This is a genomic window from Streptomyces nanshensis (assembly GCF_001751255.1).
Classification (GTDB): Bacteria; Actinomycetota; Actinomycetes; order Streptomycetales; family Streptomycetaceae; genus Streptomyces; species Streptomyces nanshensis_A.
In genome coordinates this window covers 22547-38615 of the sequence record NZ_LJGW01000223.1, presented here as the reverse complement: position 1 = coordinate 38615, position 16069 = coordinate 22547, and the positions used below count along the sequence as shown (strand labels likewise).

Below are 16069 nucleotides of genomic sequence, written 5' to 3'. Positions count from 1 at the left end.
CTCCGACGGGGCGCCGCGGACCCCGCGCCCCCGCTCGCGGAGTCCGCCGCCGCGATCGAGGCCGCGTGGGCGACGCTGCCCGCCTGGTGCCGTGCCGAGGAGCCGCCCGACGCCTCGCGGTACGGCACGCTCTGCCACGGCGACTTCCATCTGGGCCAACTCGTACGGCATCCACGGGGGCCCGGCGGCGCCTGGCATCTCATCGACGTCGACGACCTGGGCCTCGGCGATCCCGCCTGGGACCTCGCACGCCCCGCCGCCTGGTACGCGACGGGCCTGCTGCCCGCCCCCGCCTGGCACACCTTCCTGCACGCCTACCAGAACGGCACGGGCACCGCCTCCCTCGACCCGTGGTCCCGGCTCGACGCCCCCGCGCGGACGCTGACCGTACAGACGGCCGCCCTCGCGGTCGCCAAGGCGCACACGGCCGGACGCGCCCTGGACGAGGCGGAGACGGCGTGCGCCGAGGCATGCGTCCGCCTCGCACGCTGACGTCCCGGTCCACGTCGGGCCCGGACAGCGGGACGAGACGCGCCGTAGTCTTGACCCGCAGTGACCGAGCGGTGAAATCACCGCCATGGAGAGGAACTTGACCATGCAGTGTCCCAAGTGCGGTGCGCCGATGCAGACGTTCAACCGCAACGGCGTCCAGATCGAGCAGTGCGGCGGCTGCCGGGGGATCTTCCTCGACTACGGCGAACTGGAGGCGCTCACACGGCTGGAGTCCCAGTGGGCCCCGCCCGCGGGACCGCCGCCGGCCGCCCCGTACGGACAGCAGGGCCACGCCCCCCAGGGCTACCCGCCCCCGCCGGCCTGGGGCGGCCAGCACCACGGCCACTACGGCCACCACGGCCGCAAGCGCGGCTTCGGTCACATGCTCTTCTCGTCATGAACCCGGCGCCCAGGGCCCGTTGAGCCCCACCGTCAGCCGACAGCCGGGCGCCGCCACACACAAGTGCCCCGACCGGAGAACCGGCCGGGGCACTTCGCGGTGCGCGGTACTGGGATTGAACCAGTGACCTCTTCCGTGTCAGGGAAGCGCTCTCCCGCTGAGCTAACCGCGCGGGCTGTTGCGTCACAGATCTTGTCACGCGCTGACCTGCAAGACAAATCCGCGGCGGTGCACGGCCGTCCGCCGCCGTCCTGGCTCGTAGTCACTCAGTTAGTCACTCAGCAGCAGCGTGACGTCGCCCCGTCCCGTGGCCACAGGCGGCTGAACGCCTGGGCGTTGGTCGCACCTGACGATGCCCCGCTCGGGAAGCACGTGCCCACTCCTTTGAACCATCGGGACGCTCACGAAACGAAGTGGCCGCTGCTGCCCATCAGCTGCTTGCCGGTGATCCACGGGAACGGATCAAAGCATCCTGGCGTGTACATACACGACGGGCTACTCAAGTCTGGATGATTCGCTCTACGGAGCCCACTTCGAAAGATCAAGACAGTGACGAAGCGTGCACGCACCCTGGTCGGCGAGATCGAACGAGATGCTCTCGACGACTCCGTCCCTCTGTCCAGCGTGCTGCGGAAGTGCATCGCGCTGGGCGGCGCGGTGAACTCTGACCAGCTACGGGAGTGGGCGGGGAAGGAACTCAGGGGATACGAGAGCGAGGATGAAGTTCCCAAGTACCGCATCGTCGGAGCACCGCTGAAGATCGATGCCTTCATCGGCCCACGCCAGATCACCGGGCAGCAAATCAGCCCCAATGACCTCCCCGCGTTCGCCAAGAAGCGCATCGGCGAAGAAGTCCGGTTGCGGATGGGTGTGAGGGAGCTCGAAGATTCCGCGAACGTCAAGCCGGAGAAGGCGTACGTGCAGTTGACTCCGGGCGGCGCTACAGACATCGCTAGGGCGATTGATCAGGCGAGTGGCGAACTTTTCCAGAAGATCACCGCCCTGTACTGGGTGGTGTCGAAAGCCAGCATCGTTGGCGTTCTCGATCAAGTACGGACAACGCTGACCGAACTAGTTGCTGAGCTTCGCGTCACGGTGAGCGACGAGGAGTCGGACCCATCCTCCGAGGCAATCGGGAATGCACTCCATGTCGCAGTGCACGGTTCCCCTAAGGCCCGTATCACTCTGACGACTGCACAGTCACACGGGAAGAGCATAATCAAGAACGCTGACGCCTCACCGGATGACAACGACGACGGTACCTTCTGGACTCGGAACAAGAAGGCCGCGTTTGTCGCCGGAGCCGTAGCGGTCCTCGCCGGTGTGGCCACCGTTCTCCGATTGTTCGTCTAAAGAGCACGAGGCTAGATCCACCGAAGCGGCGGATCAGGACAGGTTTCCCGCATGCGCGCGGACCGCGCCGCCCTAGCCGAGAAGTACGGCCCATGCAGTGGGTAGAACCTCCTGATCCGTAGCTCTAAATGAGTCGGTCGGCGACGGGTCGGACTAGCTGTATAGATGGCGGTGACGGTACCTGGTGGCTGCTGATCGTCAACTTGGTTGCTGTACTTCACTGCTGTACTGCAACGGCTCCGGAAGTTTCTTCGCTTCTATTGAAACATCAGAGTCAGCCCCAGCACTTGCAGCCCGTTGCCGCTACGGCGCCTGGGCATCCGCTATTGGGCTCGCACGCCCCGAGACCGCCTAGCGTCTTCGCCGACTGGGCATCAGGCCGTGGCGCCGCATGAGCAGTCATCAACTTAGCTATAGCCGGAACCCACTTCCACAGCTACGCTAAATAGTACGACCAGGGAGGGGGTCACATGGACGTAGAAAGCTCATTTATCGCTCCATTTGCGGGACATTGGAGAGCGCCAAAGACGCTTATTGCGAACATGCTAGGGGAGGCACTCATCGTGCTCGATTCCAGCGTCTTATTGAATCTCTATCGTGCTGCTCCTTCGGCAAGAGAAGAGATGTTGCAAGTCCTGCAAGCAATGAGAGAAAAGCTCTGGCTTCCTCATCAAGTGGCAGCTGAATTCCATCGGAATCGCGTAACCGCTGCGCGCGATCAAATCAACTTCTTCTCGTCCACAGTGACTTCTCTCGAGAAGGCAAAGGCGCAGGCCGTACAAGCTCTTGATGAATTCTCTAACCGATGCGCACTTGAAAAGAATGCGAAGGAGGAACTAAAGAGCACACTCGACATGGCATTTGATCTCTCGATTAGGCAGATCGGCGATTACGAGAATAAGTTTGATCTGTCGGTACGGCAAGTTCTTGACGACGATCCGATCCTGACTCGACTCTCTGAGATTTTCGATGGCAGAGTGGGTCCTGCCTTTTCCTCGGATACCTTGAAGGAGAATAGGAAAGAGGCTGAGAGAAGAATTCAGGAGAGAGTGCCGCCCGGTTACAAGGATGCAGCCAAAGGAGAGAATTCTCATGGCGACTATTTTTGGTGGGAGCAGACACTCCGAGAAGCAGAGTCTCGCGACCTGCCAGTTCTCATTGTGTCGAACGATCTCAAAGAGGACTGGATGACCAAGAGACTCGACTTTGTTATAGGTCCAAGAGAAGAACTAGTTGCAGAAATGGCTACACGCGTCGGAAAACCTCTGCACATCATGCACTTCGCTTCTTTCCTTGAGGCCGTGCGAGGGAGCGTGTCAACAAGAGTCAGCGAAAGCACTGTTCATCAGGCTGCGACCGCCAAGGCATGGAGCCCTCGCTATTCAATTCAAGGGAAAGGAAATGAAGAGACAAAGATGATGGTGATTCCGGAAGAATTCGCCGAGCCAATTCTGTCCGATATCAGAAATTACCTCCGTGTAACCCGGGAGGCCCTTCTCAAGAATCAGCAAGAACTCGATGAAGCTGACCCATCGGACGAAATGGAAATCGAGGCATTGCAGGAAGACGTCCGACGTGGACAGGCGGGCGTGGAAATCTTCATGGGTCAATTGAAGGATCTTGAGCTGGCGTTTGAGGAGGCGCACAGTGATGGGGAGTATCTAAATGTGCGAGTGCCAATGAGGTGGCATCGGGCTCTCCGTGACGCCGCTAGGAAAATCAAGAGGAGAGGTGCAATTGAGTAGGGGAATTCCTGTGTCCTTGCCTTAACGACTTCCTGAAGAGGGGGAGCAAAGGTCGGTGTAGCGGGTTTGGGCTGGAGCTGGGTTGGGGTGAGAGATCAGGGCCTCGTAAGCTTGCCGCGACTCGGGCAGCTCCTAGCCTGCCCGCAATAGCCCGAAGTGAGCCCCTGATCTTAGAGTCTCGCCCCAAGGTGGCTGCTTAAAGCCGTGNGCCCCAGCCACGATGAAGCCCTCTTCTTGTGTGGCTTGCACCGCGCGCGGGCCGGCGGCCGGGCCGGAGCGGGGCGGAGACAGGAGCGTCGGCCCGGCGGCAAGCCGGGCCGCGCGGCGAGCGGAGCGAGCCCTTGATGAAGTAGGGAAAGTCTTATCGCGCTGGTGCTCCTGGGGTGCGCCCCTCCGATGTCTGCACGGCTGGGCTTCGCCTGGTGCCTAGAGGTCGATGACTCGGAAGTCCGTGAGGTACACGAGAAGTTGGCCGGCGCGGACCCAGCGGATCAGAGGATCGTCGAAGGCGACACCTCCGACGTCGACGGCAACCGGCTGGGAGCCAGACGGCTGGAAGAGGGCTCCCCGCACTCCCGCCCGTTCCAGACGGCTGACGCGAAGCGCGATGTACTCGCGTCGAAGGTGCGGGCAGGCGCTCACCGATGCGTGGGCGCATGGCAGGCACAGCGGTGGATGGGCTGTCAGAACTCCAGAGTCGCCCGAACTGTCGGGGGCTTCTCCAAGCAACCAGAGGATGCCGTCCTGGTTGCGGTCGGCGGCCTTGCCACAGACCTGGCAGAGCAGTCGTTCCATGGCGTTGCGCTGTCGCAGAGCGTGCACCTTGCCGAACTCGGGCTTGCCCTTGCCGGGTTGGGAGGGCACGCGCGACCACAGGACGCCGTTCGAGTCCCGGTCGTAGGGACGTTCGTCGGCGAAGGCGAGTCGGCCCCGGCGGATCACCAGTTCGGACTTCGGTGCGCGTTCGCCGCTCCACTGGGTGATGTACGGGACGAGTTGAGGGCGCTTCGGCGATCCGGACACTGTCCGCTCCGTCGAGGGGTTCAGCATGCCGGCACCGCCTCCGCGGTCAGTCGAGCCGCGACGGTGCGCCCGCGAACAGTGCGGCTGACGTGCACAGCGGAAGTGAGTTGGCTGACGATGGCCAAGCCTCGGCCGTGCGTCCCGTTGCCGTAGGGCTTCGCCAGATGCGGCGCGCTCACGCTGTCGCCCCTGTCCGTGACCGAGATCGTCACGGTGTTCTCGTCAACGCAGGTCGTCACGCGGAAGTCGGGGCTCGTGGTGTGCGTGACGGCGTTGGTGCCCAGCTCGCTCACGATCAGCACCGCGTCCTGGACGCTCGGGCATCCGGCTAAGACGTCGCGAGTCCAGCGACGGGCGTGACCGACCTGATCCGCATGCTCCGGGAAGGTGCGGCGGTAGGTGGGCATGGCGTTCCTCCATGGCACTGACCAGCGGCTTCCCGGTCCTGTTATCCCAAGCGACTGGCCCGGAATTCCGGAGAGCCGTACAATAAGTACTAGCACCGTACTCGGTGTGTGAGTACTTTGAATACGGGGTCGCACTTTTGATGCGGGTCGTCCTGGACGGGTGTTCACACGTGGGAGGGGTGCCCGAGACGATCAGGAAGGAGATCGCTGCATGTTCGGGTTGATGGTCCGCTTCACCTGCAAGGACGAGGAAGCGGCAGCCAGGTTCGACGAGTTGGTCTCGCGGACCGGCGAGCAGATCAAGGCGAACGAGCCAGGGACTCTGATCTACACCGTGCACCGCGTGGAAGGGCGTCCGCTGGAGCGGATCTTCTACGAGCTGTACGCGGACAGGGACGCTTTCGAGGTGCACGAGTCGCAGGGCTACGTGATGGAGTTCCTCGCCGCGCGCGAGGAGTACCTGGCGTCCACCCAAGTTGACCGACTGGACTTCATGTCCGGCAAGGGCGTGACCGGGTGAGCCCTGACTACGAGAAGACCCTCGGCAAGAAGATCCAGTTCAACCGCAAGCGTCGCGGACTCTCCCAGAAAGAGTTCGCCGTCCTCCTGGACCGCTCCGAAGCCTGGGTATCGCAAGTGGAGCGGGGAGTTCGCCGCATCGACCGCATGACGGTCCTGGAGAAGGTCGCGGACGTCCTGGACTTGCCCGTCGCAGAGTTGGCTGCGGAGGCGCCGGTTGTCGCTTCGACGGTCATGGAGCCGCCGGGCGCCAGCCGACTTCGTCTCGCGCTGAGTGCCGCGCACTCGCTCAAGGCGATTCTCGGCGGACATGAACCGCCCGACCTGGATAAGCTCCGGGAAGACACTGAGCACGCATGGGCCCTGACGCATGAGGGCAACTACGCGGACCTGGCTGAGCTGTTGGAAGATCTCGTGCCGCAGGCGGAGTCCGCGGCACGTTCCGCTCCGGAGGGCGAACGTCCGGAGTTGTTCCGCCTGTTGGCGACCGTCTACCACACGTGCAGCGCGGCGCTCGCGAACATGGGCGAGCCGGAGGCGGCGTGGATTGCCGTGGACCGCTCCGTCGTGGCTGCTGAGCGCGCGAACGATCCGCTGTTGATGGCGGCCGGAGAGTTCCGGCTCTCGATCGTCTTCCTCGGGGCCTGGCGCTACGAACAGGCCGCACGGGCTTCCGGCAGTGCTGCTGACGCGCTGGAGCCGCTGGCGGCCACCGGCGAAGTCGAAGCGATCGCGCTTCGTGGTGCGCTCACCCTCCAGAGGGCGGTAGCGGCAGGCAAGGCCAACCAGGCAGATGACGCCTACGAGTTCATCCGTGCCGCACGTGAGATGGCCGAGACGGTAGGCCCCGGACGGAACGACTACAACACGGAGTTCGGGCCCGCGAACGTCGACCTCTACGAGGTCTCGGTCGCCGTCGAGTTGGGAGACGCCGGGGTCGCACTCCGCGCCGCTGATCGCGTGGACGCTACCGGGCTCTCCTCCGAGCGCCAGACGCGGTTCCACCTCGACGTTGCCCGGGCTCACGCTCAGCGTCGGCAGATCGCCGAATCCGTCGCCTCGATTCAGGCCGCACGGCGGCTGTCGCCCGGACTCGTCGGCGCCCTCCCCGCCGTGAAACAGCTCGTCGCGGATCTCACGACCATGAGTCAGCCGCCGTCCGACGAACTGAAGTCGCTGGCCACGGAGTTGGGCGTACTTTGAGTACGAGTGCCCGTGGTTGTGCCGTCCTTCCGGAGGGGCCTCACCCGGGAATGTTCGTCGCGGTGATCAACCCTCCGGCCGTAGGTGACTGCGGCCAACTCGCTCGCCCGCGACACCCGTTGCCGCCCCCCCCCGAATCCAGTGGACGGCGGTCCCCACACCCGGCACGGTGACTGCCATGGAACACGAGATCGACATCGCGCCCGGCGTCCGGCTCTGGGCGGAGGAGCGCGGTGATCCGGACGCCGCGGCGCTGCTGCTCGTCATGGGCGCCAACGCCTCCGGTCTGGCCTGGCCCGACAGCCTCGTCGACGCTCTCGCCCGTCACCACCGCGTCGTGCGCTACGACCACCGGGACACGGGGCGTTCGAGCTGGTCCTTCGACGACGAGCCGTACGCCCTGACCGATCTGGCCGCCGATGCCGTGGGCGTCCTCGACGCGCTCGGCGTCGAACGCGCCCATGTGGTCGGCATGTCCGTGGGCGGCATGCTCACGCAGCTTCTGTTGCTCGACCACCCGGACCGTACGGCGACGGCGACCTTCATCGGCACCACGCCCATGAGCGGCGGTCCGACGGACCCGCCCTTCGACCTGGACCCGGACGTGCTCGCCATGTGGGCGACGATGAACGAACCCCGGGACCGCGAAGCCGAACTGGACTGGCGTGTGGAGCACTGGCGTCTGCTCAACGGCGGCCGACTGCCTTTCGATCCCGGGGAGTTCCGGCGTATGGAAGAACGGATCATGGCGCACGCGGGGCGGCACGACAGCCCCAACGCGCATGCCAGGGCCGGGCAGGAGGGCTTCGACCGCGGCGCGGAACTCGCGGCGGTCACCACTCCCGCCCTCGTGATCGACTCGCCCGCCGACCCCCTCGCGGGCACCGCCTCCGCACGGCACCTCGCGTCGCTGCTCGGCAACGCCCGCCTGGTCACCGTCCCCGGCCTGGGGCACGCGCTGCCGGAAGCGGTCGTACCGCAGCTCGCGGAGGTGATCCTCGGCCACACGGCTCCGGATACGGCGGGGACGTCCGCCTCGGCGTAAGCGGCTCTGCTCGCGGGCCCGACTAGCGCCCGCCGCACCGCAGTTGGGCCCGTACGCACCAGGGGCCGTCTCCCCGAAGGAAAACGGCCCCTGGCCTGTGTGGACGATACTGGGATTGAACCAGTGACCTCTTCCGTGTCAGGGAAGCGCTCTCCCGCTGAGCTAATCGTCCGTGGAGGTGGAGACGGGATTTGAACCCGTGTAGACGGCTTTGCAGGCCGTTGCCTCGCCTCTCGGCCACTCCACCGTGCGGAAACCGTGAAGGCTTCCACTCAGAGCGGACGACGAGATTCGAACTCGCGACCCTCACCTTGGCAAGGTGATGCTCTACCAACTGAGCCACGTCCGCAGATGCCGTCCGGGTCGGCTACCGCTTCCCGGCGACGAGTTGAACTGTAGCGGATGAAGCGGCGAGTACAAATTCAGTTCGCCCTGCGTGACCGTCCGTACGGGCTCCCGAGCAGCGGCGCGGACGCTTCCGGGGCGTTCCCCGGCGTTCACGGGGACGCCACGGAGGTCGAGGAGACCGGCCGCCGGTCTCCTCCCGTACGCGCCCTCCCGTACACGGGATCGCCGCCCCGCCGATCATGGCCGGGACGGGTCGGCCACAGAGTCCGGCCACGGCACACGATCACGGCTCCCGTCACGCACCGCCCCACACCGCGACCCACAGCGCGGTCCGGACCCGGAAGAGGAACGAGAAGAGGAATGCGGGAAGGGGAAGGGGAACGGACCGAGACGGCACGCAGGGCGTCCGAGCCGCTCAAGGTAGCGTCGGAGATGCGGCACTCCCAGGTGCCGCCGGTCACGGCCGCAGCCACCAACCCGGCGACGGCCCCCGGCCATCGGCGGAAGCGGAAGGGGAGCCCTGTGAGGATCTGGCTCGACGGCGGACTCCGGGACGTCGACGACGCACACGTCTCCGTCCTGGACCACGGACTGACCGTCGGCGACGGGGTCTTCGAGACGCTGAAGGTCACCGACGGCAGGCCCTTCGCCCTCACCCGCCACATCGAGCGCCTCGCGCGCTCGGCCCGCGGCCTGGGCCTGCCCGAGCCCGACGCGGACGAGGTGCGGCGTGCCTGCACAGCCGTCACCGAGGCCGAACCGGTGCCGCTCGGCCGCCTCCGCGTCACCTACACCGGCGGCCTCGCACCCCTCGGCTCCGACCGCGGCGACTCGAAGCCCACCCTCGTCGTCGCCCTGAGCGAGGCGTCCCGCCGTCCCGACAGCACCGCCGCGGTCACCGTCCCGTGGACGCGCAACGAGCGCGGCGCCCTCGCCGGGCTGAAGACGACGTCGTACGGGGAGAACGTCCTCGCGCTCGCCCGCGCGCACGAACAGGACGCGAGCGAGGCCCTGTTCGCCAACACCCGCGGCCGGCTGTGCGAGGGCACCGGCACCAACGTCTTCGTCGTCCTCGACGGCGAACTGCACACGCCGCCGCTGGAGTCGGGCTGCCTCGCCGGGATCACCCGCGCCCTGGTCGCGGAGTGGGCGGGCGCACGCGAGAGCGACCTCCCGCTGGAGGTGCTGGAGCGCGCCGAGGAGGTCTTCCTCACCTCCTCGCTGCGCGACGTACAGGCCGTGCACCGCGTCGACGACCGCGAACTGCCAGGCGCGCCGGGCCCGGTGACCCTGAAGGCCATGAAGCTCTTCGCCGAGCGCTCCGCCGCCGACGTCGACCCGTGACCGGGACCCGTCGGGGCCCTGGGCGCTCCCGGCCGGTCCCCGGCTCCGTGGCGCGCGGCGGCCGCAGCCGGTAGAAAACGAGCGTGACCACGACGCTGCGCCCCACCGGACCCGACCAGTACGACGCCGACGGCGTCCGCTCCCGCTCGTACGACATCTGCGTCAACAGCCGTCCCGTCGGCCTGCTCCGGCTGACCGTCGACCCCGAGTACGGTCCCGTGACCGGCCGCGTCACCCAACTCGTCGTCGAGGAACGGGAACGGCGGCGCGGACGCGGCGCCGTCGCCGCCCTCGCCGGGGAGGAGGCGCTGCGCGACTGGGGCTGCCGGCGCGTGGAGATCAGCGTCCCGGCCGCCGCGCACGCGGCACTCGCACTGGCCGCCGGCCTCGGCTACACCGAGCGCAGCCGCAGCATGCTCAAGGACGTGGGGGAGGAGCCGCCGCTGCCCCCGGGCAGCGCCGTACGGCCCATGGACCAGGCCGAGTTCGAGGTCTGGCGCGAGGACGGGCAGCCGCGGCTGGCGCAGACGATGATCGAACGGGGCCTGTCCGCCGAGGAGGCCGCCCGCCGCGCCGCGGCGTCCTTCGCACGACTGCTGCCGGAGGGCGCCTCGACCCGCGGCGCCGCGCTGCGCGTCCTCGCGCACGAGGAAGCCGTCGTCGGACGGGTCTGGGTCGAACTCGAACGCAGCCCGCGCGAGGACTCCGACGCGTACGTCTACGAGGTCGAGGTCGAGGAGGAGAGCCGAGGCAGCGGCCACGGCCGCACCCTGATGCTCGTCGCCGAGCGCGAGGCCGCCGCGGCGGGGGCGCGCACGCTCGGGCTGCACGTGCTGAGCGCCAACACCCCGGCGGTGCGCCTGTATTCGTCGCTCGGCTACCGCGTGGCCGAACACCACTTCCACAAGCCGCTGCTCTGAGCCGCCGCCCGGTCCCCGGTCTCCGTTCCCCGGCCTCCGGCTTCCGGCTTCCGGCAGCACCGCCCGCGGCGTACGTCCCCGGCCTACGCGCTCTCGCCGAGCAGCCCGTCCACGATCTTTTCGATCCGCTCCCGCAGACCCTCCTGGCTCTTGCCGCCGTCCAGCCGCTCGCCGCCGACGACGTACGTCGGAGTGCCCTTGACGCCGATCGCCTTCCCCTCCGCCTGGTCGGCGTCGACGATCAGCAGATGGCGTCCGTCGATCAGCGCGCTCTCGAACTCCCCGGCGTCCAGGCCCAGTTCGCGCGCCACCTCCAGCAGCAGCTCCTCGCCCCGCTCGGCGAGCTCGGCGCTGCGCGCCAGCACGGCCGCCGCGTACGCGTCGCCTCTGCCCTGCGCGAACGCCTCCTCCGCGGCCTGCGCCGCCGCGTACGCGTGCTTGTGCTTCTCCAGCGGGAAATGCCGCAGCCGGATCTCCAGCCGCTCCCCGTACCGCTCGCGCAGTGCGTCCAGATCTCCCTGCGCACGGTGACAGTCGGAACATTGCAGCTCGCACCAGTAGTCGAGCACGGGGCGGTCGGAGTGGTCTTCCATGCGCACAGTGTCGCAGCCCTTCCGGAGGGCGATGACCCCGAGATCTCCCTGAATCCCGGGACCGGCATGGCCTCTCACGTGGGCGCGTAGCAAAATGGGAGACATGCTGACCACCACCGTCTGTGCCGCGCTCTCCGCGGCCGGCCTGGCCGTCGCCTTCCTGACGGCCTTCCGGCGGCGCTTCGCCGCCGCCACCCGCATCGCGGCCTTCGCCCTGGTCCCGGTGGGGCTGGCCATGAGCGGCCTCATCGGCCTCGCGGGGAAGATCGGTGCGGCGGTCGGCGGTTGGGCGGCGGACCTCGTACTGAAACCCACGGTCTGGGCGGGCTTCGCCGTCCTCGCCGTCGCCTTCGTGCTGTACGTGGTCGGACGCTTCGCGGGCAAGCGCGCCCGCCGCAAGGCCGTCGAGAGCGGGCCGCAGCCCCGCGCGACGGACGGGGCGCCGGGACGCGCCGTGGTCTCCGGTACGGCGAACGCCCCCGCGGTCGGCAGCGGTACGGCCTCACCGTCCGCCTCCACCGGCCAGGGGCGAAAACCCGCGCCGGGCAAGGATGCGAAGCCCTCCTCGGACGACGACTTCTCCGACATCGAGGCCATCCTCAAAAAGCACGGCATCTGACGCCGCCGCCAGCGCACAGCACCGCAGCCGCCTCCGGCCGCGACTACCACGTATCCCCGCGTTCTCGCGGGGACGACCCACGAACTCCACCGCGTCGTGGGCGTGTTGATCACTTCCGTGATGCGTGCTGCGTAATGATCACCGCGAGATGGACATGACGCCGAACCCTCCGGCCGAGCTCGCCGAGCCGCCCTCCGCGCCTGCCGCGACCGCCCCGCCCACCGTCACCGTCGCGGCACTGCCCGAGGCACGACTGACCGAGCAGAAGGGGTGTCTCTACGCCCTCTCCCAGCCCCCGTTGATGTTCTTCCTGGCGTTCATCGCGATCCTGCTGGCCATCACCGGCGCCCACGACCTCTTCCTGGGCTGACTCCTGGGCCGACTCCGGTCCCGCCCGCTGGAACGGGCGGGGGCGCTCAGCCCTGCGTGGCCTCCGTGGACTCCCGCTGCCGTGCGCGGTAAGCGGCGACATGCAGCCGGTTCCCGCACGTACGGCTATCGCAGTAGCGCCGCGAGCGGTTCCGCGACAGGTCCACGAAGGCCCGCAGGCAGTCGGGGGCGGCGCACCGGCGCAGCCGGTCGCGCTCCCCGGAGACGATGATGAAGGCGAGCGCCATGCCGCCGTCCGCGGCCAGGTGGTGGGCGACGGAGGCGCCGGGCGCGAAGTAGTGCACGTGCCAGTCGTAGCCGTCGTGATCGGTGAGCTGCGGAGTCGTGCCCGCCTCCGCGACCAGCGCGTTGACCAGCTCCGCGGCCTCACGGTCGTCGCCGGCGGCGAAGACCCGCGAGAAGCGCTCCCGCACCGACCGGACCGCGTTCAGGTCCTCCTCGGTGAGGGCGCCGACGTCGCTGAGGTCGTTGCGTTCCACGTACGAACCGAGGTCGGCCACCGTGACCAGCAGGTCGGCCCGGTCGCCGTCCGCCGCGGTGTTGAGCAGATCCACCACGTCGTCGAGCGCGCACCGGGTGTCGTGATTGATCTGCACGGTCGCTCCTCGGGTCGGCCCGGCGGGATTCCGGTGCGCCGAGACTAACGCGTGCATCACACGGCGACGCCGCCACCGCCGGAGCCCGGTGGAGCCGGGTCCGGGGCGACGGCGTCGCCGTGCGTGCCGTGCTGTGCCGAGGGAGGCGCAGCCGTCGCCCCGAGTCGGACGGCTGCGCGGGACCGGTGGGTCTCAGCTCTCCGCGAGGATGTGCGAGAGCTCTGTGTCGAGGTCGAAGTGGCGGTGCTCGGTGCCGGGTGGCACAGCCGCGTCGGTTCGCTTGAGGAAGGACTCCAGGGCCCGCGCCGGCGCCTCCAGCAGTGCCTCGCCCTCGGGGGAGCTGAGAGCGATGCAGACGACTCCCTGGCCGTGGCTCCGGGAGGGCCATACGCGGACGTCACCGGTGCCCGTGGGCCTGTGGAGACCCTCGGCGAGAAGATCGCGCGCGAAGACCCATTCGACGGTCTCCTCGGCGCCGGTGTGGAAGGTGGCGTGGACGGCATAGGGATCGGCCGTGTCGTACCGCAGCCCCGCGGGTACCGGCAGTGATGACTCGCTTGAAACAACGAGGCGCAGGTGCAGCTCGCAGCTGACCGTGGTGTTCATAAGCGCCAGGGCCTTTCGCTCAGTGTGCGCTCGGGGGTTCGCACGTCGGCGAAATCGACATGCCACGTACTCGTCGGTTGTAAACCCCTCTGACCGTTTTGCGAGTAATACAGCCCTTCATATGGCCTGTGGTGTTTTTGTAGCGTACGGCTATTCCGGTGACGGGGTGGAGTTCGGTTACGTTGGGCTCATGTGCGCAGAGCGTGACTACCGGCCCGTGGGTTCTCGGGCCCCGCGTTTCATCAAGGCGTCCCGTCCGCTGCACCTGAGCTGGCAGGTGGTGATCTTCCTTCTCGGGCTGGCGGTCGTCGCGGGCGGCGTCGTGCTGCTGCCGCTGCCGGGTCCGGGCTGGCTGGTGATCTTCGCCGGTATCGGGCTCTGGGCCACGGAGTTTCCCTGGGCACAGCGGGTGCTGCACTGGACGAAGCGGAAGGTGCTGGAGTGGACGCACTGGGTGAAGGAGCGGCGTGAGGAGCGGCGCCGGCGGAAGCAGGCGCAGCGCGTGCGCTAGCCCGCGGCCGCACCGGCGTTGGTCATGAGCACCGTCTGACATGCGGTAATCTCATGGGCGCAGCGGGCGATTAGCTCAGCGGAAGAGCGCTTCGTTCACACCGAAGAGGTCACTGGTTCGAACCCAGTATCGCCCACGCGTGATCCGGGGTTCCGGGCGAAAGCCCGGGGCCCCGGATTTTCTTGTGCCGGGCGGAGGTTCCGGTTCTCGGCGTGTGCTTTTCCCGAATGGCGGAGATACAGCCGGAATTCACTTCATCGGTAATTACTGGCGGATGCTTTACGGTCCGCGGCGCGGGCGATGTCGTGAAGTCGCGGCGGGGCCGGGGAATTCGGGGAGCGGGCGGAGGCGTACGGGCCGGGCGCGGTGTCAGGATGCGGGAGTGCTCACGGGCCGCGGGCCGAAGTGCGGTCCGTGGCGAGGAGTATGAGGAGTGCGCAGATGACCGCCGCCCGGCACCGTTTCGTCTTCCGCAGCGTCTGGCGTCTGAGCGCGCCGCCGGAAGCGGTGTACGAGGTGCTGGAGCGGGCCGGGGAGTATCCCCGCTGGTGGCCCCAAGTCCGCGAGGTGCGCGCGCTGGAGGAGTCCTCGGGGAGTGCGCGGATCCGTTCCGTACTGCCGCTCGATCTGCGGATCACCGGGAGGGCGGCGCGGCGTGATCCGGCCGCGGGCGTACTGGAGATGGAGATCACCGGGGACATGGAGGGCTGGGCGCGCTGGACCGTCACGGGTGACGGTGCGGGGGGCGGGCGCGGTGCCGTCGCCGTGTACGAGCAGCGGGTGGTGGTGCGCAGAGCGCTGCTGCGGCGGCTCGCGCTGCCCGCGCGGCCGCTCTTCCGCGCCAACCACGCGGCGATGATGTGTGCGGGCAGACGGGGCCTGGAGCGGTGGCTGGCAAGGGGTTTGGATGATGACTGAGCGGCACTGTATGGTTCTGCACGTGCCGCGAGCGGGCGATTAGCTCAGCGGGAGAGCGCTTCGTTCACACCGAAGAGGTCACTGGTTCGAACCCAGTATCGCCCACGCGTGATCCGGGGTTCCGGGCGAAAGCCCGGGGCCCCGGATTTTCTTGTGCCGGGCGGAGGTTCCGGTTCTCGGCGTGTGCTTTTCCCGAATGGCGGAGATACAGCCGGAATTCACTTCATCGGTAATTACTGGCGGATGCTTTACGGTCCGCGGCGCGGGCGATGTCGTGAAGTCGCGGCGGGGCCGGGGAATTCGGGGAGCGGGCGGAGGCGTACGGGCCGGGCGCGGTGTCAGGATGCGGGAGTGCTCACGGGCCGCGGGCCGAAGTGCGGTCCGTGGCGAGGAGTATGAGGAGTGCGCAGATGACCGCCGCCCGGCACCGTTTCGTCTTCCGCAGCGTCTGGCGTCTGAGCGCGCCGCCGGAAGCGGTGTACGAGGTGCTGGAGCGGGCCGGGGAGTATCCCCGCTGGTGGCCCCAAGTCCGCGAGGTGCGCGCGCTGGAGGAGTCCTCGGGGAGTGCGCGGATCCGTTCCGTACTGCCGCTCGATCTGCGGATCACCGGGAGGGCGGCGCGGCGTGATCCGGCCGCGGGCGTACTGGAGATGGAGATCACCGGGGACATGGAGGGCTGGGCGCGCTGGACCGTCACGGGTGACGGTGCGGGGGGCGGGCGCGGTGCCGTCGCCGTGTACGAGCAGCGGGTGGTGGTGCGCAGAGCGCTGCTGCGGCGGCTCGCGCTGCCCGCGCGGCCGCTCTTCCGCGCCAACCACGCGGCGATGATGTGTGCGGGCAGACGGGGCCTGGAGCGGTGGCTGGCAAGGGGTTTGGATGATGACTGAGCGGCACTGTATGGTTCTGCACGTGCCGCGAGCGGGCGATTAGCTCAGCGGAAGAGCGCTTCGTTCACACCGAAGAGGTCACTGGTTCGAACCCAGTATCGCCCACGCGTGATCCGGGGTTCCGGGCGAAAGCCCGGGGCCCCGGATTTT

At 67.9% G+C, this 16069-nt stretch carries 18 protein-coding genes, 7 tRNA genes and 1 pseudogene; 17 read left to right on the top strand and 9 right to left on the bottom strand.

Annotated elements, in window-relative coordinates:
• Both AN218_RS13065 and AN218_RS13060 read left to right on the top strand, forming a co-directional pair.
• Positions 1 to 492 (top strand): phosphotransferase family protein (locus AN218_RS13065; protein ID WP_171908672.1); only part of this gene is annotated, 492 nt, incomplete at its 5' end.
• 103 nt (positions 493 to 595) lie between these two features.
• Complete coding sequence (locus AN218_RS13060) at positions 596 to 892, top strand: TFIIB-type zinc ribbon-containing protein (protein ID WP_070017007.1); 297 nt, start codon at positions 596 to 598, stop codon at positions 890 to 892.
• 100 nt (positions 893 to 992) lie between these two features.
• Here the strand turns inward: AN218_RS13060 and AN218_RS13055 are convergent.
• Positions 993 to 1064 (bottom strand) — tRNA-Val (locus AN218_RS13055).
• Positions 1065 to 1441: 377 nt separating this feature from the next.
• Here AN218_RS13055 and AN218_RS13050 point away from each other — a divergent pair.
• Both AN218_RS13050 and AN218_RS36060 read left to right on the top strand, forming a co-directional pair.
• Positions 1442 to 2245, top strand: coding sequence for an AbiTii domain-containing protein (locus AN218_RS13050; protein ID WP_070017006.1), 804 nt, complete (start codon positions 1442 to 1444; stop codon positions 2243 to 2245).
• Between the two features lie 470 nt (positions 2246 to 2715).
• Entirely contained in the window at positions 2716 to 3990 is a 1275-nt protein-coding gene (locus AN218_RS36060; RefSeq protein WP_141747554.1) for a PIN-like domain-containing protein, read from the top strand.
• A gap of 426 nt (positions 3991 to 4416) precedes the next feature.
• On the opposite strand, the gene AN218_RS13040 is transcribed toward AN218_RS36060, so the two are convergent.
• Complete coding sequence (locus AN218_RS13040) at positions 4417 to 5013, bottom strand: hypothetical protein (protein WP_244900430.1); 597 nt, start codon at positions 5011 to 5013, stop codon at positions 4417 to 4419.
• Positions 5014 to 5033: 20 nt separating this feature from the next.
• Entirely contained in the window at positions 5034 to 5420 is a 387-nt protein-coding gene (locus AN218_RS13035) for an ATP-binding protein (protein ID WP_070017003.1), read from the bottom strand.
• A gap of 211 nt (positions 5421 to 5631) precedes the next feature.
• Between AN218_RS13035 and AN218_RS13030 the strand changes: the two genes are divergently transcribed.
• From AN218_RS13030 to AN218_RS13020, 3 genes are all read left to right on the top strand, one after another.
• The gene (locus AN218_RS13030) at positions 5632 to 5940 is read left to right on the top strand and encodes a putative quinol monooxygenase (RefSeq protein ID WP_070017002.1); all 309 of its coding nucleotides are present in this window, start codon (positions 5632 to 5634) and stop codon (positions 5938 to 5940) included.
• Positions 5937 to 7142 (top strand): helix-turn-helix domain-containing protein, encoded by a 1206-nt coding sequence (locus AN218_RS13025; RefSeq protein WP_070017001.1) that lies wholly within the window; start codon positions 5937 to 5939, stop codon positions 7140 to 7142. Before AN218_RS13030 ends, AN218_RS13025 begins: the two co-directional genes overlap by 4 nt.
• Positions 7143 to 7320: 178 nt before the next feature.
• A complete protein-coding gene (locus AN218_RS13020) occupies positions 7321 to 8187 on the top strand; it encodes an alpha/beta fold hydrolase (protein ID WP_070017000.1) in 867 nt (288 codons plus the stop codon).
• Between the two features lie 100 nt (positions 8188 to 8287).
• Here the strand turns inward: AN218_RS13020 and AN218_RS13015 are convergent.
• The 3 genes from AN218_RS13015 to AN218_RS13005 all read right to left on the bottom strand — a co-directional run bounded on the left by AN218_RS13015 (position 8288) and on the right by AN218_RS13005 (position 8536).
• A tRNA-Val gene (locus AN218_RS13015) sits at positions 8288 to 8359 on the bottom strand.
• A gap of 1 nt (position 8360) precedes the next feature.
• Positions 8361 to 8434, bottom strand: a tRNA-Cys gene (locus AN218_RS13010).
• Positions 8435 to 8463: 29 nt separating this feature from the next.
• Positions 8464 to 8536 (bottom strand) — tRNA-Gly (locus AN218_RS13005).
• A gap of 521 nt (positions 8537 to 9057) precedes the next feature.
• Here AN218_RS13005 and AN218_RS13000 point away from each other — a divergent pair.
• Together AN218_RS13000 and AN218_RS12995 are read left to right on the top strand one after the other, a co-directional pair.
• Complete coding sequence (locus AN218_RS13000) at positions 9058 to 9879, top strand: aminotransferase class IV (RefSeq protein ID WP_070017014.1); 822 nt, start codon at positions 9058 to 9060, stop codon at positions 9877 to 9879.
• Positions 9880 to 9962: 83 nt separating this feature from the next.
• Positions 9963 to 10799, top strand: coding sequence for a GNAT family N-acetyltransferase (locus AN218_RS12995; RefSeq protein WP_070016999.1), 837 nt, complete (start codon positions 9963 to 9965; stop codon positions 10797 to 10799).
• Between the two features lie 83 nt (positions 10800 to 10882).
• Here the strand turns inward: AN218_RS12995 and AN218_RS12990 are convergent, their stop codons facing one another.
• Positions 10883 to 11392: a DsbA family protein gene (locus AN218_RS12990; protein WP_070016998.1), complete on the bottom strand. Its 510-nt coding sequence runs from the start codon at positions 11390 to 11392 to the stop codon at positions 10883 to 10885.
• A gap of 103 nt (positions 11393 to 11495) precedes the next feature.
• Here AN218_RS12990 and AN218_RS12985 point away from each other — a divergent pair, with 103 nt between their 5' ends.
• Together AN218_RS12985 and AN218_RS12980 are read left to right on the top strand one after the other, a co-directional pair.
• Positions 11496 to 12011, top strand: coding sequence for a hypothetical protein (locus AN218_RS12985; protein ID WP_070017013.1), 516 nt, complete (start codon positions 11496 to 11498; stop codon positions 12009 to 12011).
• 148 nt (positions 12012 to 12159) lie between these two features.
• Complete coding sequence (locus tag AN218_RS12980; protein ID WP_070016997.1) at positions 12160 to 12381, top strand: hypothetical protein; 222 nt, start codon at positions 12160 to 12162, stop codon at positions 12379 to 12381.
• A 46-nt stretch (positions 12382 to 12427) separates the two neighbouring features.
• On the opposite strand, the gene AN218_RS12975 is transcribed toward AN218_RS12980, so the two are convergent.
• Both AN218_RS12975 and AN218_RS12970 read right to left on the bottom strand, forming a co-directional pair.
• Entirely contained in the window at positions 12428 to 12997 is a 570-nt protein-coding gene (locus AN218_RS12975; protein ID WP_070016996.1) for a CGNR zinc finger domain-containing protein, read from the bottom strand.
• Positions 12998 to 13189: 192 nt separating this feature from the next.
• On the bottom strand, positions 13190 to 13603 hold the full coding sequence (locus tag AN218_RS12970; RefSeq protein WP_003959770.1) for an SsgA family sporulation/cell division regulator: 414 nt from the start codon (positions 13601 to 13603) through the stop codon (positions 13190 to 13192).
• Between the two features lie 190 nt (positions 13604 to 13793).
• Between AN218_RS12970 and AN218_RS12965 the strand changes: the two are divergent.
• The 6 genes and pseudogenes from AN218_RS12965 to AN218_RS12940 form a co-directional block, all read left to right on the top strand.
• Positions 13794 to 14084, top strand: a pseudogene (locus AN218_RS12965) (TIGR02611 family protein); the annotation flags it as partial.
• A gap of 94 nt (positions 14085 to 14178) precedes the next feature.
• A tRNA-Val gene (locus AN218_RS12960) sits at positions 14179 to 14250 on the top strand.
• A 305-nt stretch (positions 14251 to 14555) separates the two neighbouring features.
• Entirely contained in the window at positions 14556 to 15032 is a 477-nt protein-coding gene (locus AN218_RS12955) for an SRPBCC family protein (protein WP_070016994.1), read from the top strand.
• A gap of 33 nt (positions 15033 to 15065) precedes the next feature.
• Positions 15066 to 15137 (top strand) — tRNA-Val (locus AN218_RS12950).
• A 305-nt stretch (positions 15138 to 15442) separates the two neighbouring features.
• A complete protein-coding gene (locus tag AN218_RS12945) occupies positions 15443 to 15919 on the top strand; it encodes an SRPBCC family protein (protein ID WP_070016994.1) in 477 nt (158 codons plus the stop codon).
• 33 nt (positions 15920 to 15952) lie between these two features.
• Positions 15953 to 16024, top strand: a tRNA-Val gene (locus AN218_RS12940).
• Positions 16025 to 16069: the final 45 nt, after the last annotated feature.